At 36.5% G+C, this 25,630-nt stretch carries 29 protein-coding genes and 1 pseudogene; 22 read left to right on the top strand and 8 right to left on the bottom strand.

Annotation, left to right across the window (positions count from 1 at the left end; translation table 11 throughout):
* Positions 1-34 precede the first annotated feature (34 nt).
* The 14 genes from M1D60_RS05895 (at position 35) to M1D60_RS05960 (ending at position 12,655) form a co-directional block, all read left to right on the top strand.
* Complete coding sequence (locus M1D60_RS05895) at positions 35-448, top strand: cytidine deaminase (RefSeq protein WP_456278246.1); 414 nt, start codon at positions 35-37, stop codon at positions 446-448.
* Entirely contained in the window at positions 429-1,337 is a 909-nt protein-coding gene (gene era, locus M1D60_RS05900; protein WP_456278247.1) for a GTPase Era, read from the top strand. The genes M1D60_RS05895 and era overlap by 20 nt, the downstream gene beginning before the upstream one ends.
* 358 nt (positions 1,338-1,695) lie before the next feature.
* Positions 1,696-1,839 carry a YqzL family protein gene (locus tag M1D60_RS05905; protein WP_456278248.1) on the top strand — a complete coding sequence of 48 codons (144 nt, stop codon included), beginning with the start codon at positions 1,696-1,698 and terminating at the stop codon, positions 1,837-1,839.
* A gap of 31 nt (positions 1,840-1,870) precedes the next feature.
* Complete coding sequence (recO, locus tag M1D60_RS05910; protein ID WP_456278249.1) at positions 1,871-2,623, top strand: DNA repair protein RecO; 753 nt, start codon at positions 1,871-1,873, stop codon at positions 2,621-2,623.
* A gap of 153 nt (positions 2,624-2,776) precedes the next feature.
* Positions 2,777-3,415 (top strand): helix-turn-helix transcriptional regulator, encoded by a 639-nt coding sequence (locus M1D60_RS05915; RefSeq protein ID WP_456279363.1) that lies wholly within the window; start codon positions 2,777-2,779, stop codon positions 3,413-3,415.
* A 31-nt stretch (positions 3,416-3,446) separates the two neighbouring features.
* On the top strand, positions 3,447-4,259 hold the full coding sequence (locus M1D60_RS05920) for a pyruvate, water dikinase regulatory protein (protein ID WP_456278250.1): 813 nt from the start codon (positions 3,447-3,449) through the stop codon (positions 4,257-4,259).
* Between the two features lie 468 nt (positions 4,260-4,727).
* Entirely contained in the window at positions 4,728-5,201 is a 474-nt protein-coding gene (locus tag M1D60_RS05925; protein WP_456278251.1) for a YaiI/YqxD family protein, read from the top strand.
* 28 nt (positions 5,202-5,229) lie between these two features.
* A complete protein-coding gene (dnaG, locus tag M1D60_RS05930) occupies positions 5,230-7,029 on the top strand; it encodes a DNA primase (protein WP_456278252.1) in 1,800 nt (599 codons plus the stop codon).
* A 38-nt stretch (positions 7,030-7,067) separates the two neighbouring features.
* Entirely contained in the window at positions 7,068-8,201 is a 1,134-nt protein-coding gene (gene rpoD / locus M1D60_RS05935; protein WP_456278253.1) for an RNA polymerase sigma factor RpoD, read from the top strand.
* A 72-nt stretch (positions 8,202-8,273) separates the two neighbouring features.
* Complete coding sequence (locus M1D60_RS05940) at positions 8,274-8,825, top strand: hypothetical protein (RefSeq protein ID WP_456278254.1); 552 nt, start codon at positions 8,274-8,276, stop codon at positions 8,823-8,825.
* Between the two features lie 97 nt (positions 8,826-8,922).
* Positions 8,923-10,062 carry an acyl-CoA dehydrogenase family protein gene (locus M1D60_RS05945; protein ID WP_456278255.1) on the top strand — a complete coding sequence of 380 codons (1,140 nt, stop codon included), beginning with the start codon at positions 8,923-8,925 and terminating at the stop codon, positions 10,060-10,062.
* Positions 10,063-10,312: 250 nt separating this feature from the next.
* Positions 10,313-10,666 carry a cytochrome c550 gene (gene cccA, locus M1D60_RS05950; RefSeq protein WP_456278256.1) on the top strand — a complete coding sequence of 118 codons (354 nt, stop codon included), beginning with the start codon at positions 10,313-10,315 and terminating at the stop codon, positions 10,664-10,666.
* Between the two features lie 155 nt (positions 10,667-10,821).
* Complete coding sequence (locus M1D60_RS05955) at positions 10,822-11,541, top strand: tRNA (adenine(22)-N(1))-methyltransferase (RefSeq protein ID WP_456278257.1); 720 nt, start codon at positions 10,822-10,824, stop codon at positions 11,539-11,541.
* Positions 11,534-12,655: a Nif3-like dinuclear metal center hexameric protein gene (locus M1D60_RS05960; protein WP_456278258.1), complete on the top strand. Its 1,122-nt coding sequence runs from the start codon at positions 11,534-11,536 to the stop codon at positions 12,653-12,655. The genes M1D60_RS05955 and M1D60_RS05960 overlap by 8 nt, the downstream gene beginning before the upstream one ends.
* A gap of 52 nt (positions 12,656-12,707) precedes the next feature.
* Here M1D60_RS05960 and M1D60_RS05965 read toward each other — a convergent pair whose 3' ends face one another.
* On the bottom strand, positions 12,708-13,649 hold the full coding sequence (locus M1D60_RS05965; RefSeq protein WP_456278259.1) for a 4-hydroxy-3-methylbut-2-enyl diphosphate reductase: 942 nt from the start codon (positions 13,647-13,649) through the stop codon (positions 12,708-12,710).
* A 125-nt stretch (positions 13,650-13,774) separates the two neighbouring features.
* Positions 13,775-14,248, bottom strand: coding sequence for a VrrA/YqfQ family protein (gene vrrA, locus M1D60_RS05970; protein WP_456278260.1), 474 nt, complete (start codon positions 14,246-14,248; stop codon positions 13,775-13,777).
* 204 nt (positions 14,249-14,452) lie between these two features.
* Here vrrA and M1D60_RS05975 point away from each other — a divergent pair, with 204 nt between their 5' ends.
* The gene (locus M1D60_RS05975) at positions 14,453-15,760 is read left to right on the top strand and encodes a DEAD/DEAH box helicase (RefSeq protein WP_456278261.1); all 1,308 of its coding nucleotides are present in this window, start codon (positions 14,453-14,455) and stop codon (positions 15,758-15,760) included.
* A 29-nt stretch (positions 15,761-15,789) separates the two neighbouring features.
* Positions 15,790-16,677 (top strand): deoxyribonuclease IV, encoded by an 888-nt coding sequence (locus M1D60_RS05980; protein ID WP_456278262.1) that lies wholly within the window; start codon positions 15,790-15,792, stop codon positions 16,675-16,677.
* Positions 16,678-16,944: 267 nt separating this feature from the next.
* Here M1D60_RS05980 and M1D60_RS05985 read toward each other — a convergent pair whose 3' ends face one another.
* A complete protein-coding gene (locus M1D60_RS05985; RefSeq protein WP_456278263.1) occupies positions 16,945-17,202 on the bottom strand; it encodes a DUF2624 domain-containing protein in 258 nt (85 codons plus the stop codon).
* A gap of 272 nt (positions 17,203-17,474) precedes the next feature.
* Here M1D60_RS05985 and M1D60_RS05990 point away from each other — a divergent pair, with 272 nt between their 5' ends.
* The 3 genes from M1D60_RS05990 to M1D60_RS06000 are packed head-to-tail and all read left to right on the top strand — an operon-like array spanning position 17,475 to position 19,485.
* Positions 17,475-18,248, top strand: coding sequence for a metal ABC transporter ATP-binding protein (locus M1D60_RS05990; protein ID WP_456278264.1), 774 nt, complete (start codon positions 17,475-17,477; stop codon positions 18,246-18,248).
* The gene (locus M1D60_RS05995; RefSeq protein WP_456278265.1) at positions 18,242-19,078 is read left to right on the top strand and encodes a metal ABC transporter permease; all 837 of its coding nucleotides are present in this window, start codon (positions 18,242-18,244) and stop codon (positions 19,076-19,078) included. Before M1D60_RS05990 ends, M1D60_RS05995 begins: the two co-directional genes overlap by 7 nt.
* The gene (locus M1D60_RS06000; RefSeq protein ID WP_456278266.1) at positions 19,075-19,485 is read left to right on the top strand and encodes a Fur family transcriptional regulator; all 411 of its coding nucleotides are present in this window, start codon (positions 19,075-19,077) and stop codon (positions 19,483-19,485) included. Before M1D60_RS05995 ends, M1D60_RS06000 begins: the two co-directional genes overlap by 4 nt.
* 28 nt (positions 19,486-19,513) lie before the next feature.
* On the opposite strand, the gene M1D60_RS06005 is transcribed toward M1D60_RS06000, so the two are convergent.
* On the bottom strand, positions 19,514-20,092 hold the full coding sequence (locus M1D60_RS06005) for a hypothetical protein (protein WP_456279364.1): 579 nt from the start codon (positions 20,090-20,092) through the stop codon (positions 19,514-19,516).
* A gap of 157 nt (positions 20,093-20,249) precedes the next feature.
* Here M1D60_RS06005 and M1D60_RS06010 point away from each other — a divergent pair, with 157 nt between their 5' ends.
* Complete coding sequence (locus tag M1D60_RS06010; RefSeq protein ID WP_456278267.1) at positions 20,250-20,696, top strand: DUF4190 domain-containing protein; 447 nt, start codon at positions 20,250-20,252, stop codon at positions 20,694-20,696.
* Between the two features lie 35 nt (positions 20,697-20,731).
* Here M1D60_RS06010 and ispG read toward each other — a convergent pair whose 3' ends face one another.
* Together ispG and M1D60_RS06020 are read right to left on the bottom strand one after the other, a co-directional pair.
* Positions 20,732-21,820 carry a flavodoxin-dependent (E)-4-hydroxy-3-methylbut-2-enyl-diphosphate synthase gene (gene ispG / locus M1D60_RS06015; protein WP_456278268.1) on the bottom strand — a complete coding sequence of 363 codons (1,089 nt, stop codon included), beginning with the start codon at positions 21,818-21,820 and terminating at the stop codon, positions 20,732-20,734.
* A gap of 115 nt (positions 21,821-21,935) precedes the next feature.
* Complete coding sequence (locus M1D60_RS06020; RefSeq protein WP_456278269.1) at positions 21,936-22,268, bottom strand: hypothetical protein; 333 nt, start codon at positions 22,266-22,268, stop codon at positions 21,936-21,938.
* A 185-nt stretch (positions 22,269-22,453) separates the two neighbouring features.
* Here M1D60_RS06020 and M1D60_RS06025 point away from each other — a divergent pair, with 185 nt between their 5' ends.
* A complete protein-coding gene (locus M1D60_RS06025; protein ID WP_456278270.1) occupies positions 22,454-23,086 on the top strand; it encodes an NfeD family protein in 633 nt (210 codons plus the stop codon).
* A 70-nt stretch (positions 23,087-23,156) separates the two neighbouring features.
* Here the strand turns inward: M1D60_RS06025 and M1D60_RS06030 are convergent.
* Positions 23,157-23,486, bottom strand: a pseudogene (locus M1D60_RS06030) (ArsR/SmtB family transcription factor); the annotation flags it as partial.
* A gap of 493 nt (positions 23,487-23,979) precedes the next feature.
* Positions 23,980-24,744, bottom strand: coding sequence for a DUF1189 domain-containing protein (locus M1D60_RS06035; protein ID WP_456278271.1), 765 nt, complete (start codon positions 24,742-24,744; stop codon positions 23,980-23,982).
* A gap of 81 nt (positions 24,745-24,825) precedes the next feature.
* On the opposite strand from M1D60_RS06035, the gene M1D60_RS06040 reads away from it, so the two are divergent.
* Positions 24,826-25,308 carry a DUF456 domain-containing protein gene (locus tag M1D60_RS06040; protein ID WP_456278272.1) on the top strand — a complete coding sequence of 161 codons (483 nt, stop codon included), beginning with the start codon at positions 24,826-24,828 and terminating at the stop codon, positions 25,306-25,308.
* The last annotated feature ends 322 nt before the right edge of the window (positions 25,309-25,630 follow it).

Raw genomic sequence — 25,630 nt, forward strand, 5'->3', positions numbered from 1 at the left:
GTCGTTCGCGATTAGTTGAAAGGAAGTAAAAGTATTGAATATTGACCAGTTAATTTTAGAAGCAAAGAAAGCAAGAGACCTTGCCTATGTACCCTATTCAAAGTTTAAGGTTGGAGCAGCACTTCTGACAAAGGATGGAAAGATATATAGAGGCTGTAATATTGAAAATGCGGCTTATAGTATGACGAATTGTGCTGAACGAACTGCCTTATTTAAAGCGGTTTCGGAGGGAGAACAGGAATTTGTTGCGATAGCGGTAGTTGCAGACACAGATAGACCCGTTCCTCCATGTGGGGCATGCCGACAAGTGATTTCAGAGCTTTGCTCGGGTGATATGAAGGTATATTTAACAAATTTACATGATGACATACATGAACTAACAGTTGCAGAATTACTACCAGGAGCTTTTTCAGCGGAGGATTTAAAAGATGACAAAGGAAACGTATAATTCAGGATTTGTATCTATTATTGGTCGCCCAAATGTGGGAAAATCAACATTTCTAAACAGAGTAATTGGTCAGAAGATTGCCATTATGAGTGATAAGCCTCAGACTACCCGAAATAAAATTCAAGGGGTATACACGGAAGAGAACTCACAGATTATCTTTATTGATACACCAGGGATTCATAAACCAAAGCATAAACTTGGTGATTTCATGATGAAAATGGCACAAAACACGCTAAAAGAAGTAGATATTGTTTTGTTTATGGTAAACGTTGAAGAAGGTTATGGACGCGGGGATGAATTCATAATAGAACGATTAAAAACAACGAGTCAGCCTGTTTTTCTCATCCTAAATAAAATCGATCAAGTTCACCCAGATAAACTGTTAAACATCATTAACCAGTATAAAGAGCTTTATTCTTTTGCTGAGATTGTTCCGATTTCGGCTTTACAGGGAAATAATGTTGAAACATTAATTGAACAGATTAAGAAATACTTGCCTGAGGGCCCGCAATACTATCCAGAAAATCAAGTGACCGATCATCCAGAACGATTTATTATTACAGAATTAATTCGTGAAAAGGTGTTGCACTTAACAAGGGAAGAGATTCCCCACTCAATTGCAGTTGTCATGGACTCAATGGAAAAAAGAGAAGGCGGAGAAACAGTCTTTATTAGTGCAACAGTCATTGTTGAACGTTCCTCTCAAAAAGGCATTATTATTGGAAAACAAGGATCTATGCTTAAGGAAGTTGGTAAACGAGCTAGAGAAGATATAGAAGCATTACTTGGCTCTAAAGTTTTCTTAGAATTATGGGTAAAGGTCCAAAAGGATTGGCGGAACCGCTTATCCAATCTCCGTGATTATGGATTTAGAGACGACGAATATTAAAAAAAGAAACTCATTCCTTAAGTAAAGATTATGTCTTTGAATACTTTACCTTGTGGAATGGAGCGGAAGACGCTTGACTCCTGCGGGAGATGAGGAAAGGTCGAGACCCCGCAGGCAAAGCCGAGGAGGCTCGACTTCCTCCCCGCGGAAAGCAAGTGTCTGTAGCGTAATGAAACGCCACGTTAATATCCGCATTCTTAAACAACAAAGTTTGTTACCTGCATGTAGTATGCATTAGTAGCCAAAAAGATAATTAACAAAATTTATCTCACATGAAACTAGGGTAGAAGGGTCATCATAAATGCTAAGGATTTGGATTTAGTAGTTGCTAGTTTAAAAACAGAAAGGTGGGGTTCTTATGCTACATTTTACTTGGAAAGTGTTTAGTGAGACAGGTAACATTGACACATACCTTCTTTTTAAAGAGCTTGAAAAGGATCATGAACCAAGAACCGAAGATTTTAGTGAGGAGCTAGCAGAATTAGATTCACCGATTTCCTGACCCTTCCATAAACTCTTGGAAGGTGAAAAATTTGCTTCAAAAAGTTGAAGGAATTGTTGTAAGGACGAATGACTATGGTGAAACAAATAAGATTGTCACCATATTTACAAGAGAATTAGGGAAAATCGGCGTAATGGCAAGGGGTGCTAAAAAGCCAAGTAGTCGACTATCCTCTATTTCTCAACTATTTACTTATGGATATTTCTTAGTGCAGTCAGGTAAAGGACTGGGTACTCTTCAGCAAGGTGAAAGTATCTCGAGCATGAAATATATCAAATCAGATATTATTGCGACTGCTTATGCCTCCTATGTGGTAGAGTTAACAGATAAGGGAGTAGAAGAAAGGCAAGGAAACCCTTATTTATTTGAACTACTTCATCAGACTCTTAACTATATGAATGAAGGCTTGGATTTAGAGATATTAAAAATGATTTTTGAACTCAAGATGCTTCAAGTGATTGGTTTATATCCACACTTATCTAGCTGTGTAAGTTGCGGACAAACAGAGAGTACATTTTCCTTTTCCATTCAAGAAGGTGGATTCCTATGCCAGAATTGTTCGGGAAAGGATCAAAATCGGTTAAACATATCACCAGCTACGGTCAGGCTTCTCCGTCTTTTTTACACATTTGATCTAAATAGACTAGGTAATATATCTGTAAAAGAAGAAACGAAAGCCGAGCTCAAAATGGTAATTAGTCGATTTTATGATGAGTATTCAGGATTAATGTTAAAGTCAAAAAGATTTTTAACACAATTAGAAACGTTCAATAATCCTCTTTAACCCATACTTAAAAATGAAAAAAGCTCTCGGAAATAAGCTCCCGAGAGTTTTTTGTATTCATATTTAAGATGTATTTTGGTAGCCAAGTTTTATATATATGCTATATAATAACGTTTAGTATAGCACATTTAAGAGGGCTGCACACAAAAGGTGGTGTTACCAATAGAACTTAATAAAAGACAAGAGTTAATCGTACAAATCGTAAAAGATAATGGACCAATAACAGGAGAAAATATTGCTGATCGATTGAATTTAACGCGGGCTACGTTGCGACCGGATTTAGCAATCCTAACAATGGCTGGTTATTTAGATGCAAGACCACGCGTTGGTTATTTTTATACGGGAAAAACAGGGTCCCAATTGTTAACAGAGAAAGTAAAAAAACTACAAGTAAAAGATTACCAGTCCATTCCTGTGGTAGTAGATGAAAATGTCTCGGTTTATGATGCTATTTGTACGATGTTTCTAGAGGATGTCGGAACATTATTTGTCGTAAATAAAGAAGCGATTCTCGTCGGGGTTTTATCAAGAAAGGACCTACTTCGTGCAAGTTTAGGAAAGCAAGAGCTAAATTCTATCCCAGTACATATCATTATGACGAGGATGCCTAATATAACGGTATGTAAAAAGGACGACTTAATGTTAGATGTGGCCGTAAGATTAATTGAAAAGCAAATTGATGCGGTCCCTGTAGTAAAGGAAACTGAAAAAGGGCTAGAAGTTGTCGGTCGATTAACTAAGACGAATATGACAAAGGTTCTTGTGGATTTAGGACATGACGAAATGATCTAATATATAATTTTGATGGCGATGGAGGGATGAGATGAATAACCAAATCATCTATGTAGTTTCTGATTCAGTTGGAGAAACAGCAGAATTAGTCGTAAAAGCAGCAATCAGTCAATTTCAGACCACTGACACGTTGATCCGGAGAATTCCATTTATTGAAGATAAGTCCACATTAAAGGAAGTTATTCATCTAGCGAAGCTTAATAATGGAATTATTGTATTCACTCTTGTTATTCCTGAATTGCGTCATTATTTGATGGATGAAGCAAAAGCAGAAGGGGTCGTTGTCGTTGATATTATAGGACCTCTTATTGATCGAATCCAAGAGACAACAGGGTTACCTCCGTTATGCGAACCAGGGAATGTTAGAAAATTAGATGAAGATTACTTTAGGAAAGTAGAAGCCATCGAATTTGCTGTAAAATATGATGATGGTAGAGATCCAAGGGGAATTTTACGTGCGGACATCGTATTAGTTGGAGTTTCGAGAACATCGAAAACACCTTTATCACAATATCTCGCTCACAAGCGACTCAAAGTGGCCAATGTACCAATTGTACCTGAAGTTGATCCACCAGAGGAATTATTTAAAGTACCACCAACACGTTGTTTCGGTTTGAAAATTAGTCCAGATAAGCTTAATGATATACGTAAAGAAAGACTGAAGGCATTAGGATTAAATGATGAAGCAAGCTATGCAAATATCGAGAGAATAAAGGAAGAACTAGAGTATTTCGAGAAGGTTGCTGATAAAATTGGCTGCAAAGTAATTGATGTATCTAGTAAAGCTGTTGAAGAAACTGCAAATGTGATCTTAAACATTTATCAATCCACTTATAAAATTTAAAGAAAACCACACCCAAATTGTTACAGGGTGTGTTTTTTTGATTAAGACTATTAGTATTGATAGAAGCCTTCCCCAATGTTCCCATCTGATTGCCAAAAGGACGATACATTATTTTAATTTAAATTATTTGTTTTATTAATTTTGCTCACAGGAGAAATTTTAGTTATTTAAGAAAAATAAGTTTAAGTGGCCAAAAAACAATGGATATTTAACGAAAACTATACTATAATGAAAAATTGTTGACAAAAAAGAATAAAATAGGTTTAGAGTTGGGTAAAACCGAATAAACTAAATGTATAGCATTTGTCAAGAGGAAAAGTATTTTTTTTGCCCGAATAAGAAGGGAAAATAGCATATCATGTTAAATAGTATGGTATAGGCCTTTTATTATCCATATGACAAAATTCTGAAATTTAAAACTTGCATATAGATTGAAGGATTATTCGGAGGGATGTAGAATAGTGAAATATGACGAAAAATAATGAAGAAATTTATGTGGACGCAGATGCGTGTCCTGTTAAAAATGAAATCTTACATATTGCGAGTACATATCAAATTAATGTCATATTTGTAGCCTCTTACTCCCATATGATGACAAATACTATTGGTGGTACATGGGTATATGTTGACGCTAATAAGGAAGAGGTCGATATGTACATTACTAATCATGCTAAGAGAGGTGATGTCGTAATTACTCAAGATATAGGGTTAGCAAGCTTATTATTAGGTAAAGGAATTATAGCGGTTTCCCCTCGTGGAAAACAATATCTTGAGGAGACGATAGGATTCGCCCTAAATATGAGGTATATATCGGCAAAAGAAAGACGGAAAGGAAACTTTTCAAAGGGTCCAAGTCCGTTCACCAACCAAGACCGTCAACAATTTGTTTTAACTCTCGAAAAAATTTTGTCGAATCTTGAAGGAAATCGCGATTCTATATAGAAATATAAAACAATGGAGTTGTTAACTAGTGAATCGAATTTCAGAAGATATTATCGAAAAGATTCGCAATACAATAGACATTGTAGATGTAGTTAGTGAATATGTTCAATTGAAGAAACAAGGCAGGAACTATTTTGGACTGTGTCCCTTTCATGGAGAAAATTCTCCATCGTTTTCTGTATCTACAGATAAGCAAATTTACCACTGCTTTGGATGCGGTGCAGGTGGAAATATATTTTCATTCTTGATGGAAATAGAAGGGGTCTCTTTTATAGAAGCAGTTCAACAAGCAGCTGAAAGAGCCGACGTTGAGCTTCCTCATTCAATTGAACAAACAACTTCATCAAAACTTTCGACACATGAAGCCAAGATGATCGAAGCTCATGAGCTGTTAAAGAAATTTTACCATCATTTGCTTGTAAACACAAAGGAAGGTCAAGAACCTTTAGAATATTTAACTAACCGTGGTATTACAAGAGAAACCATTGATATGTTTGGAATTGGGTATTCACCGTCTTCGTGGGACTTTGGAACAAAGTTTTTACAAAAAAGAGGATTTTCTCTTGATTTGCTTGAAAGTGCTGGAATTTCAATAAGGAATCCAGAAGGGCGTTATTTTGATCGCTTTAGGAATAGAGTAATGTTTCCTCTTTGGAATCTACAAGGTCAGGTTTCAGCATTTAGTGGCAGAGTGATACAAGGTGGAGAACCTAAATATCTAAATAGTCCAGAAACAGATATATTTCAAAAAAGCAAAACTCTGTATGGCTTTCATTTGGCTCGGTCACATATTAGAAAAAAGCAGCAAGTGATTCTTCTCGAAGGGTTTGTAGATGTTATCGCATTGCACCGTGCTGATTTTACTAATTCTATTGCAACAATGGGGACTGCTTTAACAGAAGAACAAATCAAAATCATCAAACGGAATGTTGATCATGTCACAGTTTGCTATGATTCTGATAAAGCTGGAGTTGAAGCCGCCTATAGAGCTTCTTCAATGCTAAAGGCAGCCGGCTGCGAAGTAAGGGTTGCGATGATGCCAGAGGGTCTTGATCCTGATGACTACATTAAAAAATTTGGTGAAGCCAAGTTTAGAACCGATGTAATAGGGGCAAGTTTAACGTTGATGGCATTTAAGCTTCAATATTTTAGAAGAGGTAAAGATCTCCGAGATGAAGCAGATCGGATTTCTTATATCGATGATGTACTTAAGGAAATTTCTCACTTAGAAAAGCCAGTTGAAAAAGATCATTACTTACGACAGCTGGCTGAAGAATTTTCCATTTCATTGGATGCACTAAAATCTCAGGAATTACAACTAAGTAAGCAGGTTAAAAAAAGGGATAATGAGCATACATCAAGAAATAATATAGTTAATAGACCTATTTTGCCAGCTAAGAGAATGTTACCTGCTTATCAGAATGCAGAGCGTTTATTGATTGCCCATATGTTAAAAGACCAAGATGTGGCCTTTAAGGTACAGGAAACATTAGGTGGTTTATTTAATATAGAAGAACACAGTGCTATAGCTGCCTATTTGTACGGCTTTTATGAAGAAGGGCATAGGCCAGATGTTAATGCTTTTTTAAGTAGAATTGAGGATATTCCCTTACAGCGAGTAATTTCGGAAATTTCAATGCTTACAATTAATGAGGAAATCTCATCACAAGAGCTTAACGATTATGTAAAGCAGGTTTTGAATTATCCGAAGACGCTGAAAATAAAAGAAAAAGAAGTAGAACGTAGAGATGCTGAACGGAGGCAAGAGTTCGTTAAAGCTGCTCAAATTCAAATGGAAATTATCCAAATGAAGAAAGACCTCAAATAATCACGAAAAGTAGCACTAATTGGAAGGAGGGATCTTATATGGCTGAAAAACCAACTCAATCAAAACAAGTTGAAACAGATACGGATGAATTAACCCTTGACCAAGTAAAAGAACAGCTTACTGCTCTAGGAAAGAAACGTGGAGTTCTGACGTATGAAGAAATAGCCGATAAGATGTCTGGATTTGAAATAGAATCGGATCAAATGGATGAATATTATGAATTCCTAGGTGAGCAAGGTGTTGAAATAATTGGTGATGGTGAAGAAGAAGATCCCAACATTCAACAGTTAGCAAAGACGGATGAGGAATTTGATTTAAACGATTTAAGTGTGCCGCCGGGTGTGAAAATCAATGACCCTGTAAGAATGTATCTAAAGGAAATTGGTCGTGTAGACCTACTTTCTGCAGAGAATGAAATTCAATTAGCGAAGCGAATTGAAAAGGGTGATGAAGAAGCGAAGCGTCGTTTAGCTGAAGCTAATCTTCGTTTAGTTGTTAGTATTGCAAAACGTTATGTAGGCCGAGGTATGTTATTCCTAGATTTAATTCAGGAAGGAAATATGGGCCTCATAAAAGCTGTTGAAAAGTTCGATTATGAAAAAGGGTATAAATTTAGTACGTATGCAACATGGTGGATTCGTCAAGCAATCACTAGAGCAATAGCTGACCAGGCAAGAACGATTCGTATCCCAGTTCATATGGTAGAGACTATAAATAAATTAATTAGAGTTCAAAGACAGTTACTCCAGGATTTAGGTAGAGAACCTTCACCTGAAGAAATTGCAGAAGACATGGATCTGACTCCTGATAAAGTAAGAGAAATTTTAAAAATTGCCCAAGAACCAGTTTCATTAGAGACACCAATTGGTGAAGAAGATGATTCTCATCTTGGAGATTTCATTGAAGATCAAGATGCAACTTCTCCTTCTGAACATGCAGCCTATGAATTGCTTAAAGAGCAATTAGAAGATGTTCTTGATACGTTAACTGATCGTGAAGAAAATGTGCTACGTCTACGTTTTGGATTAGACGACGGACGTACAAGAACATTAGAAGAAGTAGGGAAAGTATTTGGTGTTACCCGTGAGCGTATTCGACAAATAGAAGCTAAAGCGTTAAGAAAGCTTCGCCACCCAAGTCGAAGTAAGCGTCTAAAAGACTTTTTAGAATAAATCTATTTACATGTAGTAGTTTACTTCTTACAATGAAGTAAACTATTTTTTTTGGAAGTATAGGTGATCATCATGAATTCTGAACGAAAACAAATCATCATTAAGGAAATCGAATATTGGAAAACAAATCGTTTACTACCAGAGCAATATTGTAATTATTTATTAACCTTGTACTCTGAAGGGGAACATGTAGATCAAGAGACTAAAAGGGCCCGTTTTGGCAAGTTTTTTAGCAGTATGCTTCCTACAAGTTGCTTGTTATTTATCTTAGTGGCACTTCTTGCTACCTATTTTACTGAAATGTCTATTCATTTGCAAATCACCATAAATGTAAGTTTATTAGCTATAACCTCTTTATTTACTTGGTATTATCGCAACAAAACAAGCTTTTATTTCAAAATTTACATAATTTTATCATTTTTACTATTTTTTATTACCACGATTGAGGTAGTTGATTTTTACGTTAAGGGTAATCCCCTTACTCTAGGCACTTTAGTTTTTAGTCATTGTCTGCTTTGGTATGTTGCCGGAAGAAAACTACAATTAACCTATCTAAAAGTAGCGGGAGTAAGTGGTTTAGTCATTTTAATCGTTTTTTTGATTAAAGATATATTTCTCACTTAGAGCGAATAATTATTATAAATGTTTTAAATGTTGTGAAAACTACTTGTTTACATTTATAATAAATGAAAACGCATACAAAATCTAGGGGGAACGAAAAATGAACTTTGATTTAAATTCAGAACAAATCCTTTTACAAAAGATGATTCGTGAATTTTCAAATGAAGAAGTTGCTCCAGAAGCGGAAAAGCGAGATAAAGAAAAGCGATTCCCAATTGAGATTATGAACAAACTTGGAAAGCTTGGTATGATGGGACTGCCATTTGATGAGGAATATGGAGGAGCAGGTGCTGACACTGTAAGCTTTGCAATCGTGGTAGAAGAGTTAAGTCGTGCTTGTGGCTCAACAGGAATTACATATTCGGCCCATATTTCTTTAGGTGGGGCTCCGATACATATGTTTGGTACAGACGAACAGAAAAGTAAATACTTACCAGCTATCTGTTCAGGTGAATCATTAGGAGCATTTGGATTAACAGAGCCCAATGCAGGGTCTGATGCCGGTGGTACCCAAACCATGGCTAGGGAAGAAGGGTCTGATTTTCGGATTAATGGAAATAAATGCTATATAACGAATGCAAGTTATGCAAAATATTTGGCTATAACTGCGATAACAGGTCAACAAGACAACAAAAAAGAAATAAGTGCGATTATCGTGCCTACAGATGCTCCTGGCTTTACAATCATTGATCAATACGAGAAAATGGGCTTACACTCTTCCAATACTACTGAATTAGTTTTAGAAGACGTTATAGTACCCCAAGATCATCTATTAGGTAAACGTGGTAATGGCTTTAAACAATTCCTTCAAACGTTGGATGGTGGAAGAATCGGAATAGGTGCTATGGCAGTTGGAATTGCGCAAGCTGCATATGATCAAGCACTTGGGTATGCTAAAGAGCGACGACAATTTGGCTCTCCACTGAGTAAATTCCAAGCAATTCAATTCAAACTTGCAGATATGGCTATGAAAATAGAATTGGCCAGGAATATGGTGTATAAAGCTGCCTGGTTAAAAGATCAAGGTAGGTCCTATTCAAAGGAAGCTTCGATGTGTAAGCTTTATGCTTCAGAAATATGCATGGAGATTACCAATCAGGCAGTTCAAATTCATGGTGGTAACGGCTATATGCGAGATTATCATGTAGAACGGTTCATGAGAGACGCAAAATTACTTGAAATTGGTGAAGGCACTTCTGAAATTCAGAGAATCGTAATAGCTCGTGAAATTGGATGTTAGATAGAAAAAACTTCATCAATTGATGAAGTTTTTTTTGTCGAAATCGTGAATTTATGAGTATCTTGTACATTAGGACTTTTACTTCTCGTCAATTTCAAGTAAAATAGAGATTGTTTGTATAAAATAAAAGATGAACACTAGGTCTTGTAAACAAATGGATTATTCATTTGGAACCTAGAATCGCTCGTTTTAGTGCACATGCATTGAGATGATTATGCATAGTTAAATTTACATAAGGGAGGAAAAACTGATGAATCGTAATCCATTAATACCGTTTGCACTTATTGCAATTTTAGGAATTGGAGCAATGTTTCTTTTTTCATTCGTAGGTCTTGATAATGCGGATGAAATGGCACATGGTGGAGAAGAGGAACCAGCGGCGGAAGCTTCGACACCTGAAGAGCTTTATGCTGCTAATTGCTTAAGCTGTCACGGGGATCAACTACAAGGTGGATTTGGTCCTGCACTTGCTAATATCGGTAGTCAATATGACGCTGAACATATTCAGGGAGTTATTACTAATGGGCAAGGCTCAATGCCAGCTATTGCTATAGATGCTGATAAGGCACAAGCTTTGGCAGAATGGTTAGCAGAAAAGAAATAGAAAGTTTCTTGGGTTTTTGCGAAAGCAAAAGCCTTTTTTTTATATGAGTAGCATTAACAACTTATAATGTTTAAAGTGGTGAAGTTGAAACCTCTCTGAGGAATGATTATGATGAGAAGAGAAGTTTTTTAATGTGTTGAAAGTGGTGAAGGATCGTGAATGAATTAAAACTATCAAAAAGGCTAGAAACCGTCGCAAGTGTTATTTTGGAGGGATCAACTCTTGCTGACATTGGATCAGATCATGCTTATCTTCCTATATATTGCTATTTAAAAGGAATCGTCCCTTTTGCGATAGCAGGGGAAGTAGTGGAGGGTCCTTTCCAAACTGCTAAAAATCAAGTTAATCGATTAGATTTACATAAATGGATTGATGTAAGAAAAGGAGATGGCTTGGCTGTTATTTCTAAAGGAGAAGTGAATGTTATTACCATTTGTGGAATGGGGGGAGCACTGATTGCCTCGATTCTTGAAGCCGGTAAGGAAAAGCTGGCTGGTGTGAACAGACTCATTCTACAGCCCAATATTTCTGCGATATCTGTTCGGAAGTGGTTACTCCAAAATGGTTGGAAATTAGTTGATGAGAAGATTCTAGAAGAAGATGATAAAATCTACGAAGTTCTAGTTGCTGAACCCGGAGAACCGACGTTTTCCTATACGACTAATGACTTAACCAAACAATTATTATTGGGACCGTTTTTATTAAAGGAACATAATCAGGTGTTCATAAAAAAGTGGACGCTTGAGAAGGCAAACTGGGAAAGAATTCTCAATCAATTAGAGAGTGCTGCTCCTTCAGTAGAAGTGGATGAAAAGAAAGAGGAGCTATTATCCTATTTACAATTTGTTAAGGAGGAGTTGGATTTACATGACTAAGATCCCAAATGGGTTTGAAGTAATTGGGTTGTTTGAGAAATTTTCACCAATGTCTTTAGCCTTAGAGAATGACAAGTATGGACTTCAAATAGGATCGTTAAATAAGCCAATCCATCATGTTATGGTTACTTTAGATGTATTAGAACCCGTAATCGACGAAGCCATTGAAAAAAAAGTGGATTTAATTATTTCACATCATCCTCCAATCTTCAGACCGATTAAGCATGTTCGAACGGATTCAGCAACAGGTAGAATTATTGAAAAATGTATGAAACATGATATTGCTGTATACTCAGCCCATACTAACCTAGATATTACCCAAGGTGGAGTAAATGATCTCTTAGCAGAAGCATTACAGCTTAAGGATGTTAAAATACTTTCAACGACAGAAACAACTCCTTTGAAGAAGCTTGTTGTATTTGTCCCTGACACTCACATGGAAGTAGTTAGAATGGCACTTGGTAACGCAGGAGCTGGTCATATTGGCAATTACAGCAACTGTACATTCATTACTAAGGGAGTTGGGACTTTTAAGCCTGAAGAGGGCTCAAGTCCCTTTATCGGTGCAGAGGGACGCCTTGAGGAGGTAGAGGAGGTTAAAATTGAAACCATCTTCCCTGCAGAACTTCAACGGAAAATCCTATCTGCCTTAAATAAGGCTCACCCATATGAAGAGGTTGCCTATGATATTTATCCTCTTGAAAACAAAGGAAAAGAATTTGGCCTTGGACGAATTGGGGTACTTCAGAATGAAATGACGTTAGAGGAATTTGCTCAATATGTAAAGCAAACCTTTAATGTTGAGGGATTGCGTATAGTCGGTGATCTTTCTAGTAAGGTTAAAAAGGTCGCTGTACTTGGTGGAGATGGTAATAAATATATTCATGCAGCACATTTTTCTGGAGCAGATGTTTTTGTAAGTGGAGATATTTATTTTCATTTTGCACATGAAGCAATGAATCTTGGACTGAATATTGTTGATCCTGGTCATCATATCGAGAAAATTATGATAAAAGGAGTTTCACAAGTACTGGAAAGAGGTAAGGTGGATCATTCTTTTGCTTTTTCTATTCACCAGTCTGAAACTAATACAAATCCCTTTCAATTTAGATAAGCTTTTGATTAGAGCATAAACAGAAAACAAAGAAATAGCATCCATCCGGATGCTATTTTACTTTCACCTTTGGTAAAATTTTATTTAAAGGAATAGAAGGTTTTTTATTCCATGTGCTTTCGTTAGTCGGATCATATTGCTCAAGGAATGCAATGACTTCTTTTGTAATTGGAGTAGGTGTTGAAGCACCAGCTGTTACAGCTACCTTGTTTACCCCATTTAACCATTCAAGCTCAAGCTCAGAAATGTCAGAGATTCGATAAGCCTTTGTACCTGCTATCTGCTCAGAAACTTGAGCAAGTCTATTGGAGTTGTTACTTTTAGGATCCCCAACTACAATGGTTAAATCAGCTTGTTTTGCCTGTTCCGCAACGGCTTCCTGTCTGACCTGAGTGGCTACACAAATTTCCTTGTGGACCTCTGTGTGTGGATATTTTGCTTTTACCTTTTCCATGATATCTTGAACATCCCATTGACTCATCGTCGTTTGATTGGTTACGATGATTTTTTCACTTGTAATAGAAAGCTGATCTACATCCTCTACATTCTCAACAAGATGAACTATTTCTGGTGCAATCCCAACAGCACCCTCAGGCTCGGGATGCCCCTTTTTGCCAATATAGATAAATTCATACCCATCTTCTTTTTTATTGCGGATTAAATCATGTGTAACAGTCACATCTGGACACGTTGCATCAATCGTAGTAAGACCTTTATCTGCAGCAATTCGTCTGACCTCAGGTGACACTCCGTGTGCTGTAAAGATAACTGTTCCTTTTTCAACTTGACTCAATATTTCAAGTCGATTAGGACCATCGAGAGTGATAATTCCTTCCTCTTCAAATGCATCTGTTACATGCTTATTATGAACAATCATCCCTAAGATATAAATTGGTCTTGGTAGGCTTTTATCTAAAGCTGCGTTTCGAGCAATGACCATGGCATCTACAACACCATAGCAATATCCTCTTGGAGCAATTTTCAGTACTTCCATTACATTTGTCCCCCTTATTAAAGCAAGCATAGCTACATCTATATGATTAATCAGATTTCACTTTAATTTATGAAGCTTACTCCTTTATTATATAGCATGTAGACTAGGGTGACAAAAAAAGAAACCTAAACGTATAACTTTGGCTTAGAAATTCCTTTTTCAACTACAGGTTTGTCAGTTGAATTTTCTTTTGCAACCGGAACTTCTTTTTCTTCTACGACTTCATCTGTTTTGGCGTCATCACTTGAGTTGAATTCCTTGTAAAGTTTAATTAATGAAGGAATATTTCTAACCATTGGTCCGTATTGCTGTACCATTGGTCCGACCTGATTGGCAACACCGATCGCCTTTTGAACGTTGTTTAGCATTCCGCCTGGATTTGCTAAAAGGTTTGATAAAAATCCTCCAGATCCTTGTTGTAAAGACTGACCAGCTACATTGTTTAAAGCACCAGCAGCCCCAGCTCCTTGCTTTGAAAATAGCTTTGATAATAAACCACCGGCACCGCGCGTTGGAGCTTGTGGCATTTGTGCAGCTCCTCTAGCTAATGATTGAAAAGGTGAGAAGCCATTCATATTATTCATCGGACCCATTGGCATTCTTGGTCCTCCTGGGAACATATAGATCCCCCTTTCTATACACGTAGTCATTTATACAATATGCGAGAACCGCTCGATATGTTTGAAATGAAGGTAATAAATAGGCTTCATACATGGAAATCATTCTTCTGTTAAACTATAATAAGAGGATGTGGTTCGTTAAGTACCTGATCCATTGTAAAAATTGAGCCTTGAGGTGATGCAATGAGTAAGACATTATTTGAACAGTTTGGATTGAAGGAGTTTGTAATAGAGGCAATTTTGAAATTGCAGTTTCATCAACCAACAGATATTCAATCACGTTTAATTCCAGCTATTTTAAAAGGGGAAAGTGTAATTGGACAATCTCAAACTGGTACAGGAAAGACACATGCTTTCCTTTTACCGTTAATTAATAATATAGATCCAGAGCGCCAAGAGGTACAGGTAGTGATTACAGCACCTACTAGAGAACTTGCTCATCAGATTTATGAAGAGGTCCAAAAGGTAATATCATTTAATCCAGCCATAACGGCAAAGAATTTTATCGGCGGAACGGACAAGCAGAGAACCATTGAACGCTTAAAAACACAGCCCCATATTGTCGTGGGTACACCAGGAAGAATCAATGACTTAATTAAAGAGAAAGCATTGTTAGTTTATACAGCAGATGCGATGGTTGTAGATGAAGCAGATCTAATGCTAGATATGGGCTTTATTTTTGATGTTGATCAAATTAGTTCAAAGATGAAGGAAGATTTACAGATGCTTGTATTTTCTGCGACCATTCCAGAAAAGCTTAAGCCCTTTCTTAAGAAGTACATGGAGAATCCAAAATATTCTCATGTCGAGCCTAAGCAGGTTACTGCGGCAAAGATTGATCATTACTTAATTCCATTAAAGCATAGAAATAAAAATAAATTATTGGTAGAAGTATGTAAATCGGTTAACCCTTATTTAGCGATCGTCTTTACCAATACAAAGAAAATGGCCGATACTGTTGCTGATTACTTAAGCGAAAATGGAATTACAGTTGGAATTATTCACGGCGATTTACCGCCACGTGAACGTAAAAAGATGATGAAGCAAATAAATGATGCAGAGTTTCAATATGTAGTAGCAACTGACCTAGCGGCTCGTGGAATCGATATCAAAGGGATTAGCCATGTCATCAATTATGAGCTACCATCAGATCTTGATTTTTATGTTCACCGTGTAGGACGGACAGCAAGAGCGGGATTATCGGGTATGGCCGTAACGATCTATGAACCAAGTGATGAGGACGCCTTGAATAAACTTGAAAAATTGGGGATCACATTCTCAAATATCGATGTGAGAAATAATGAATGGGTTGAAATTGGCCCAAGAGAAAAGCGAAAAGGAAGAAAGAAAGAACAAACGGAGATTGATAAAAAGGCTAAAAGCTTTATACAAAAACCGAAAAAGGTTAAGCCTGGCTATAAAAAGAGACTCCAACAGGAAACACAAAAATACAAAAAGACTTTACAAAGGAAAGATTCAAATAAAAGGTAAAGGTGTTAAGTAAGGAGAGGAAATATATCATGGTCAAAATTGGATCACATGTATCAATGAGTGGAAAAAAGATGTTTTTAGCGGCTAGTGAAGAAGCTGCTTCCTATGGTGCTAATACATTTATGGTATATACAGGTGCGCCTCAAAATACGAGACGTAAAAAAATCGAGGACTTAAATATTGAAGCGGGATTACAACATATGGCAGAGAATGGAATTTCTGATATTGTTGTACATGCCCCTTATATCATCAATATAGGTAATTCACAAAATCCAGATACATTTGACTTAGGCGTTCGATTCTTACGTTCCGAGATAGAACGCACAGAAGCTCTAGGTGCTAGGCAAATTGTACTACACCCAGGAGCTCATGTTGGAGCAGGGGCTGATGCTGGGATTTTAAAAATCATTGAGGGATTAAACGAGGTCCTCGATTCTAAGCAACAGGTACAGATTGCATTAGAAACAATGGCTGGAAAAGGATCAGAATGTGGAAGAAACTTTGAAGAATTAGCTAGAATTATAGACGGGGTAACACATAACGATAAGCTTTCCATCTGTTTTGATACGTGTCATACACATGATGCTGGTTATGACCTTGTTAATGACTTTGATGGAGTATTAGAAGAGTTTGATAAAATAATCGGAATTGACCGGATTAAGGTCCTACACATTAATGATAGTAAAAATGAACGCGGGGCTTCGAAGGACCGTCATGAGAATATTGGTTTTGGCCATATCGGCTTTAAAGCCTTAAACTACATTGTTCATCATCCTTCATTAGTGGAAGTTCCTAAGATTTTAGAAACGCCATTTATTGGTGAGGACAAAAAGGACAAAAAACCACCATATAAGGTAGAAATTGAAATGTTTAAAAATCAATCATTCAATGAAAATTGGATTACTGAATCTGAATAAAAAGAACGGGAGAATAGCTTCTCTCGTTCTTTTCTTTTTACTAGGCTCTGTTAAAGTTAGTTGTTGATTTCCGTTCCAGGACACTCGCTTTCCGCGGGCGGGTTCGGGAGCCTCCTCGACGCTTCACGCCTGCGGGGTCTCCTTCACCACGCTTCTCCCGCAGGAGTCTCGCGTCCTTCCACTTCAATCAACTCTGCTAGAATCAACACTGTACTTTAACACAGCCTTTTACTAAGTAAAATGAAGTATGTCGATGCTAACCGATGATTAGTTTCCTGTAAAATCCTGAAAAATTCGATTTATTTTTTTGGCAACGTCCGGACTTGTTATTTTAGCAATTTCTTTAAGAAGACGTGTTCTTTCACTTGAATTAAATATATTTATATTTTTACCTCTTATAAGTACAACGACCTGCTCGGCCTGCTGGCTTGTAATTGAAATTTGATGCTTTTTAGCTAGTTTTAATAACTCTTCTTTTGTTATCCGATTTAACTTCTGATTGACAATCTGCTCAATTAATCTCATGATGTCCCTCCTCTTTTTTCACTGTCATTATACGAATTCACTTTGAAATCTGTGAATGTAATAGCCCATGTTATTGATTTTTCAGTGGGAATTGAATAAAACTGGAGGAGGATCATCTTACAATAGACAATAGTCAGGATGTGTAACAGGGGAGGTGGGGATTGGAAGTCTAATAGTGGAGATTTTAGCTTATTTCCAAAATCATTTATCTTGTGTTTAAAATTTACCTCATGTATACTAAATCGGAATGATTCTTAAAGTTGGTGAAAAATATGACGGTACAAACAATTGTAGACATAGAGCATTTATCCTTTTATTATAATCAGCAATTAGTCTTAGATGATATAACACTACAAATTCCTAGAGGAGCTTTTATAGGGTTAGTTGGACCTAACGGATCTGGGAAATCTACATTACTTAAAAGTATTTTAGGATTATTAAATCCCTCTAATGGTACGATCAAGTTATTTGAAAAGCCGATTGGTCAGTTTAAAGAATGGCATAAAATTGGTTATGTATCTCAAAAAGCTAATAGCTTTAACACGGGTTTTCCGGCCACTGTATTTGAGGTCGTTTCAACTGGGCTTGTTTCGAAAAAGGGATTGTTTAAGAGAATAACACGGCAAGATCGCCAAAAAATTGAGGATGCCATTCGATCAGTTGGGATGGAGCCATATATGAGAAGAAATATCGGAGAACTTTCAGGTGGCCAACAACAGCGGGTGTTTATAGCGAGAGCTCTAGTAAGTGAGCCAGAGCTTTTAATTCTTGATGAGCCAACTGTCGGAGTAGATGCAAAGACTGTTCAAAACTTCTATCAGATGCTGGAACATTTAAATAAAGATAAGAATATTACCTTACTATTAGTCACACATGATGTTGGGACGATTACAGATAAGGTGAGTCATGTTGCTTGTTTAAATAGACATCTGCACTTTCATGGTGATACAAAAGAGTTCTCTGAACAAAAAGGGATATTAGCGGAGTTTTATGATCATCACGTTCATGTCCTAACCCATGACCATGGAGGATGTGACAAATGTTAACAGCAATCTTTCAATATGAGTTTATCCAAAATGCATTTATTTCTGGAGTGTTAATAGGAGTACTTGCTCCATTACTTGGGGTTTTTATTGTAGTGAGAAGACAAGCACTTATTGCGGATGCACTAAGCCACATTACATTAGCTGGTATTGCTGCTAGTCTGTTAGTGGAAAAGAAATGGGGGGCTTACACGGTCAATCCTCTCTATATGGGAATGGGTTTTTCTGTGTTGGGTTCTTTATTTATTGAACAGCTTCGCAAAGTATATAAATTTTATCAGGAATTAGCTATTCCAATCATTTTATCTGGCGGGATTGGCCTTGGAGTTTTGCTTATATCATTAGCCGAAGGATTTAACACAGACTTATTTAATTATTTATTTGGAAGTGTGAATGCGGTTAGTCGCTCAGATATGTGGACAATCGTGGGCATCACGATCTTTGTTTTAGTCATTATTGCTCTAATCTATAAGGAGCTCTTTGCTCTTTCCTTTGATGAAGAGCATGCTGTTGCTTCAGGTGTAAAAACGAAGTTGATTAATTTTATCTTTATTGTGATGGTTGCCCTTGTTATTGCGGCTTCTATGAGAGTAGTAGGAATCTTACTTGTTTCTTCGCTTATGACTTTACCTGTTGCAGCAAGTATGAGAATTGCAACCGGCTTTAAGCAAACGATATTCTTATCAATCCTATTAGGAGAGATTGCGGTTATTGGTGGTTTGTTTTTATCATACTTTTTAAATTTAGCACCTGGTGGAACCATTGTTATTTTAGCAGTAATTATTTTATTAGTAACAATTACTTTACAGAAATGGAAGGTGATTAAGCGATGAATGTGGAAGAAGCTATTAGCTTGATGAAAGAAAAGGGATATAAGCATACTGATAAAAGGGAAGAGATGCTTCGAATCTTTTCATCCTTTAATAAATATTTAACGGCTAGAGATATTTTAGAAAATATGAAGGAAGACTTTCCGGGTTTAAGCTTTGATACGATTTATCGGAACCTATCATTATTTGCAGAAATGGGAATCTTAGAATCAACAGAGCTTGAAGGGGAGAAACACTTTAGATTTACATGTAGTACAAAAGAACATCATCATCATTTTATCTGTATGGAATGTGGTGGAACAAAAGAGATTAAGGCATGTCCAATGGATCGTATGGTGAATGATTTATCAGGCTATGATATCACTGGACATAAATTTGAAATTTATGGAAAATGTCCAACGTGTATATAAAAAAACACACATTTGCAATGTGTGTTTTTTATTTTGTAGATTGAAAATGCTGTTCTACCCAATCCTTCGCTTCTTTCCAATTGTTTACCCTAATAACGTTTTTAGGTATAGGTTCTTGGTTATAGGGGGTATTAAATAGAAGGACTGGTATGTTGCACTCTTCACTAATTTCACAGGCATTATCATGTTTATCCTCAAAAAACACTTCTACTTCGTGCTTTCTAACAGCTTCTAGCTTATCGTGTTTACCGATCAGTTCGATATGATGATAAGGAACCTCTCTATTGGCAAACCAGCTTTGGGTTATATCAAAATATTGATTGTTTCTCGCACTTATAAAAATAAGCTGATGTTCATCATACCACTTGTTTAAGACTGACATTACATAGTCATCGACCATTTTTGCGTTTGTATAAATGGTGGGCTCAGCAGTCTTCATCCATTTATAAAACTCTTCACTAGATATTCCAATAATAGTGGCAAGGTCATAAACAGTTAGATCCTTTAAAGTTAAATTCAAATTAAAGGATTGATTTATATAGGGAATAAAGGAAGTTGGACAGGTAATCGTCCCGTCTATATCAATACCAAGTTTTCTCTTTTGCATCATTATAAAAGCTCCTCTTAGTTATCTAATCTTAGTGTACCATAAATTCAAAAAAGACTGCGTTATATGTGGTTTGTAAATATTTACACCTATAAAAACAGTAAAACCCTCCATACTAATAAATGCTCCTTAACCAAGGAAAGCGAGGGATTCAAAAATGGCAAACGATAAGAGTAAGACAGAAGATATCCAAATCGATGAGAATATTGATGACGCTAGTATGGATGAACTCAATTCTAATGCACAATCTGCTGATCCCTATAGGGAAGAGTATGCAGCAGAGGTAGCGCCGAATGTAATTGATTTTAATCGTCGTGAAGCAGAAACTACTCGTCCAACCGCTACTTTTAGTAAGGATGTTAATAGAGACCTTACTGCTACCGAGACAAATGTTGATGATGTTACAGGCGGGAGAGGGATTGCAGGTCTAGCACTTGCATTATCCATTCTGTCGTTGTTCGTAATGCCTATTATCTTGGGAGCAGCTGGGATTATCATCGGTTTCATTGCAAGAAGACGTGGCTCAACTACATTAGGAGCATGGGCAATTGGTATAGGAGCCATTTCAATTATCGTTGGGATGTTTATATTACCGTTCTTTTAAAAGTGAATGAAAAAAGCTTGACACGTTTATTCGTGTCAAGCTTTTTGTTTTAGCTTTTCTTCAGCTATTTTATCAATTTCTTTCTTTAGTTCTTCCACCATTGTTGCTTCTGGGACTTTCCTAACAATTTCTCCATGTCTAAATAACAAGCCTTCTCCACGAGCACCAGCAATTCCAATATCCGCTTCTCTTGCTTCACCAGGTCCGTTTACAGCACATCCTAACACGGCCACTTTAATGGGTGCTTTAATCGTAGAGATATATTCTTCTACTTCATTTGCAATGCTAATTAAGTCAATTTCAATTCGACCACAAGTAGGACAAGAAATTAAAGTAGCAGCATTTGCAGCCAAACCAAACGATTTCAATAATTCTCTAGCTACTTTTACTTCCTCAACTGGGTCAGCACTTAATGAAATTCGAACGGTATTTCCAATCCCTTTACTGATAATGGCTCCAAGTCCTGCGGCACTTTTTACAGTTCCTGCAAATAGGGTTCCTGATTCAGTAATTCCAAGGTGAAGTGGATAGTCAAAGGCACGCGCAGCTTTTTCGTAAGCCTCAATGGCTAGATTCACATCAGAGGCTTTCATGGATACGATAATATCATGGAAATCAAGGTCTTCTAAAATTTTTATATGGTGAAGAGCACTTTCAACCATTCCATCTGCAGTAGGATAACCATACTTTTCAATGATTCGTTTTTCAAGGGAACCTGCATTTACTCCAATTCTAATTGGAATACCCTTTGCTTTTGCCGCATTTACAACAGCCTCAACCTTTTCTCTTCGACCAATATTACCAGGGTTAATCCTAATTTTATCAGCGCCACCCTCGATCGCTTTTAATGCAAGTTTATAGTCAAAATGGATGTCAACAACAAGTGGAATAGAGATGCGTTTCTTAATTTCAGAAATAGCGTTTGCAGCACGTTCATCAGGACATGCCACACGAACAACCTGGCATCCAGCCTCTTCTAATCGTTTAATCTCTGCAACTGTTGCTTCAACATCATGAGTTTTTGTAGTAGTCATACTTTGAATAACAATCTCGTTATTCCCACCGATCGTTAAATTTCCAACTTTAACAGGGCGTGTTTTCGAACGATGTACAATTTCACCCATGTTTAATCGCTCCTTTTGGTTACTTATGTATAACCATTTTTAAGCTTATCAAAATACATAAGCCAAATCTATTGTAACAATGTAGCTCAAAGAATTACAAGTAGTTTGACTAATCTCATTGTTTATAGAGAGGTACTTTATACTCTTTGCCAATTTGGATTTTTTCAGGGGCTACCCCCTCATTAAGCTGTTTAAAGTCATTGACTACCTTAGAAATTTCAACTGGTAATGAACCCTGTTGATGCTGTTCAACCAATGATAATACTGTATCTCCAGCTTTAACTTTTACCTTGATAAAATTACTCTCTGGAGCTTTTGTGGATGAATCAGTGACGGATTCCTGTGATGCGGCACTGACATTTATAGTTGGTAAGGTTCCTTTACTTAAATCATAATATATACTATAAGAGACTAACAAAATTAGAAATAAGGTAACAAGCTTTTTCAAGATTAAACACCTACTTTTCACATGTTTATCTATACATATGGCTTGTCCTAAAAAAATATTCTAATTTTAATGACGGGAAAAGAAACTTTTTTATTGCTAACCCGTAAATAATGTAGGGTAAATGAACGAGATGAATGTCTTATAAACAAATATTAGAATTATGATTTTTAAAAGGAGAGGAAAATATGGATTTCTTACTAATTCCATCAGTTGGGTTTCTTATTTTATTGATTGGTACGTTATTTCTTGTAGGAGAAATGCTTGTTAGAGCAAGAGGGATATTTGGAATTCTTGGCCTAGCATTAATCGCAAGCTACTTTACCTTTCACAATACAGGAGAAAACTTTATTATCATTTTGGGACTTTATGTTGTAGGTTTGTTATTTGTCTTTATAGATGGAAAATTTGTAAACGATGGGACTTTAGCCATTGTCGGAATGATCTTAATGACAATTTCTGTTGTGATTCCCGCCCCAACTATTATTTATGGAGTTTTATCTGGATTTGGTTTAATTGTTGGTGGATTACTTTCACCACTACTTTTAAAGGTCCTACCGAGTAGAGAGATGTGGTCAAAAATGGCCCTTAAAGACCGCCTTACCTCAGAGGAAGGCTATAATTCTGTTAATTCGGCTTATCTAGAACTGGTTGGGAAGAAGGGAGTTACCTCTACTCCATTTAGACCTGTTGGGACCATCGAAGTAGATGAAAAACATTATAGTGCAGTATCTGATGGAGAGTGGATTGAAGGTGGTGTTGAAGTAGAAGTTATCAAAGTTGAAGGAACTAGAATTTTGATTAAGAGAGTGGAGGATTAACTCCTCTCTCTTAACAGCAATTTTCATCTTTTTCCGATGCCATTCCATGGAGTGCTGACTCATTAGAGTCACAGCAAGTATTGTCAGCTGACCTAAAAAGGCAGCACAACTCTTCTGATAGTAGGTGACTTACTTCTTCCTGGTTCAAACTATAGTAACTCCAGGTTCCTTCGGTTTTCTTATGAATCATATTAGCATCTAAAAGAATCTTTAAATGGTATGATAACTTTGACTGTGGCATTTCAATGAATTCTGTCATGTCACATACACAAACCGAACCTTTTTCGGTTAATATATTTAGGATTTGTAGTCTTTTTTGATCAGCTAATGCCTTAAATTGCTTTTCGTATTTGGAGAAGAGAGTTTGTTTGGAAAGATCCTCTACCGCTAATGGTTTCATTTCTTCACTCCTAAATCAAGATTTATTGATTTAATTTTATTATAAATATAATAACCATTCGAATCAATAGGTTCCTCGAGGAGATAGTAAAAGAGGCTGGGACAAAACCTAATACCGATCTCAAAGTCGAATAATTTCTATTTAGTCTACCTATCAAATATAATGCTTTATTTGTTTACTTTGTTACTTGTTAAACAGTTAAGCTAGAAGAACCAGGTTGTTCCATTGCGCTTCAGCCACTCGCTTTCCGCGGGGAGGAATCTGAGCCTCCTCGGCTACGCCTGCGGGGGTCTCAGCCTTTCCTCTACCTCCCGCAGGAGTCGAGTGGCTTCCGCTCCATTCCACTAGGTTTTAAAATTAGAGTGCAATATCAACAATTCAATTGAAAGTAACAAATAAAGACCCGAACTAGTAGGTGAAAGATACATCAAAAGATCACCAAATTGCTCGGGTTTATCACTGGCTGAAATACTTATGTCCCAGCCTCTTTACATTACTTTTTTATAGGAATCTCTTTTAGTGTGAGGTATAGCATGATTAAGGTGACAAACCAATAAACAAAATAAGATGAAATGACGTTAATTTTCATAAGGTTCATGAGCATTAAAAAGGTTACTGCAAGTGTTATACAATAAGCACTTAGTACCCATAATCTTCGGTATGGAAGATTTCTTTTCAACAGACTTGCGATACTAAGTCCAAACAACGCAAAAATTGAGATTTCAATAAATTTGATGGCGGCAGCAAATAAATAGGATGCCAATATAATTAATGAAAGCAGGATAGGTAAGATACCTGAAAAAGTTTCTACATATTCTGATAATGTATCCTTTGTAAGTGGGAGGTCCCCAAGCATGTCATACGGTAAGGATTGAGTAAATTGATTAGAGTGGTATGCAAGCTCAGAAGAAAGAAATCCAATACTATTTTCGTATTTCTCTAATTCTTCTACAGTCCACTCGCCAGTTGGATCAAATAGTACATAAATCCCGTTTACATTATATAAGGTTGGTTCCTCAATATTGGATACAAGCTTTTCATCCTCTATAGAGAAATCTGGAAGGGTTGTGTCAATTATTTCGTCAAAGACATTTACTGCTTTTACGATATCCATACTATTATAGATAGAAGTAGGGATGATTGATAAAAACGTGAGAAGAAAAACATATAGGATTGTTTTTCCTATCGTTTGAAAGCGGAGTTTTGCAATATCCTTTGGTGAATATAAACTTTTAATCCATTGCTGTATTATGCCCATTCATGTTCCTCCTTTGAAGCTACACCCTTCATTTTAACGGAGCATTTAAATAGAAACAAGAAGAACAAGGAGGTTATTTTTATGGAGTTTGTATATTGGAGTATTATTATCTTACTTTTTCTGGGTTCATTTGTAGGGTTAATCTTTCCCATAATTCCTAGTGTGTTGTTTATCGGACTAGGTTTAGTGTTATATGGAGTTTTCTTCTCTTTTGAAGCACTAGGAGTTTGGTTTTGGGTTATACAAGGCTTGTTTGTAGCGCTTTTATTTATAGCTGATTATGCTGGTAATTTAATTGGTGTAAAAAAATTCGGAGGTTCAAAAGCAGCTGGGTGGGGAAGTACCATTGGTTTATTAGTTGGCCCTTTTGTTATCCCATTTGCAGGGATTATTCTTGGTCCATTCATTGGTGCAATTTTAGCGGAGTTATTAATTGCGAAAAAAGGATTTAAGGAAGCTGTAAAAGTAGGGGTAGGTTCAGTAATTGGATTTTTAAGCAGTACGATTGTTAAGTTGATCATTCAGACTTTAATGATTATCTACTTTTTTATTGTTATTTTTTAGTTATGGTCTTTTCTAAATAGTATAATCGACACGTTCCATTTCGCTCCAAACACTTGCTTTCCTCTATCTCCGAAGAAAAAGCTCTTTCCTTTTTCCTTGCAGGAGTCAAGTGTTTTCCGCTCCATTCCACTAACGTATTCTTAAAAACAGCAACTTTAAATATTTGTTGAAATTTAGTTGATCGGTAGGTTATTTCATACTATTGGAAATAACTTCCAAACAACCCGTAGAAAGCGAGTATCCTGGAACGAAACTTCGTTAACAAACTTGCAGAGCCTTACTGAAAGAACTTTTCCAAAAGAATGTTGTTTTTAAGAAACTT

This window comes from Bacillus sp. AK128, from assembly GCF_053903075.1.

Bases quoted from the DNA above. Each gene is read 5' to 3' on its own strand.
- era (WP_456278247.1), top strand. From the start codon at position 429: ATGACAAAGGAAACGTATAATTCAGGATTTGTATCTATTATTGGTCGC.
- M1D60_RS05905 (WP_456278248.1), top strand. From the start codon at position 1,696: ATGCTACATTTTACTTGGAAAGTGTTTAGTGAGACAGGTAACATTGAC.
- M1D60_RS05920 (WP_456278250.1), top strand. From the start codon at position 3,447: ATGAATAACCAAATCATCTATGTAGTTTCTGATTCAGTTGGAGAAACA.
- M1D60_RS05925 (WP_456278251.1), top strand. From the start codon at position 4,728: ATGACGAAAAATAATGAAGAAATTTATGTGGACGCAGATGCGTGTCCT.
- rpoD (WP_456278253.1), top strand. From the start codon at position 7,068: ATGGCTGAAAAACCAACTCAATCAAAACAAGTTGAAACAGATACGGAT.
- M1D60_RS05940 (WP_456278254.1), top strand. From the start codon at position 8,274: ATGAATTCTGAACGAAAACAAATCATCATTAAGGAAATCGAATATTGG.
- M1D60_RS05945 (WP_456278255.1), top strand. From the start codon at position 8,923: ATGAACTTTGATTTAAATTCAGAACAAATCCTTTTACAAAAGATGATT.
- cccA (WP_456278256.1), top strand. From the start codon at position 10,313: ATGAATCGTAATCCATTAATACCGTTTGCACTTATTGCAATTTTAGGA.
- M1D60_RS05960 (WP_456278258.1), top strand. From the start codon at position 11,534: ATGACTAAGATCCCAAATGGGTTTGAAGTAATTGGGTTGTTTGAGAAA.
- M1D60_RS05965 (WP_456278259.1), bottom strand. From the start codon at position 13,649: ATGGAAGTACTGAAAATTGCTCCAAGAGGATATTGCTATGGTGTTGTA.
- vrrA (WP_456278260.1), bottom strand. From the start codon at position 14,248: ATGCCAATGGGTCCGATGAATAATATGAATGGCTTCTCACCTTTTCAA.
- M1D60_RS05975 (WP_456278261.1), top strand. From the start codon at position 14,453: ATGAGTAAGACATTATTTGAACAGTTTGGATTGAAGGAGTTTGTAATA.
- M1D60_RS05980 (WP_456278262.1), top strand. From the start codon at position 15,790: ATGGTCAAAATTGGATCACATGTATCAATGAGTGGAAAAAAGATGTTT.
- M1D60_RS05985 (WP_456278263.1), bottom strand. From the start codon at position 17,202: ATGAGATTAATTGAGCAGATTGTCAATCAGAAGTTAAATCGGATAACA.
- M1D60_RS05990 (WP_456278264.1), top strand. From the start codon at position 17,475: ATGACGGTACAAACAATTGTAGACATAGAGCATTTATCCTTTTATTAT.
- M1D60_RS05995 (WP_456278265.1), top strand. From the start codon at position 18,242: ATGTTAACAGCAATCTTTCAATATGAGTTTATCCAAAATGCATTTATT.
- M1D60_RS06000 (WP_456278266.1), top strand. From the start codon at position 19,075: ATGAATGTGGAAGAAGCTATTAGCTTGATGAAAGAAAAGGGATATAAG.
- M1D60_RS06005 (WP_456279364.1), bottom strand. From the start codon at position 20,092: ATGCAAAAGAGAAAACTTGGTATTGATATAGACGGGACGATTACCTGT.
- M1D60_RS06010 (WP_456278267.1), top strand. From the start codon at position 20,250: ATGGCAAACGATAAGAGTAAGACAGAAGATATCCAAATCGATGAGAAT.
- ispG (WP_456278268.1), bottom strand. From the start codon at position 21,820: ATGGGTGAAATTGTACATCGTTCGAAAACACGCCCTGTTAAAGTTGGA.
- M1D60_RS06025 (WP_456278270.1), top strand. From the start codon at position 22,454: ATGGATTTCTTACTAATTCCATCAGTTGGGTTTCTTATTTTATTGATT.
- M1D60_RS06035 (WP_456278271.1), bottom strand. From the start codon at position 24,744: ATGGGCATAATACAGCAATGGATTAAAAGTTTATATTCACCAAAGGAT.
- M1D60_RS06040 (WP_456278272.1), top strand. From the start codon at position 24,826: ATGGAGTTTGTATATTGGAGTATTATTATCTTACTTTTTCTGGGTTCA.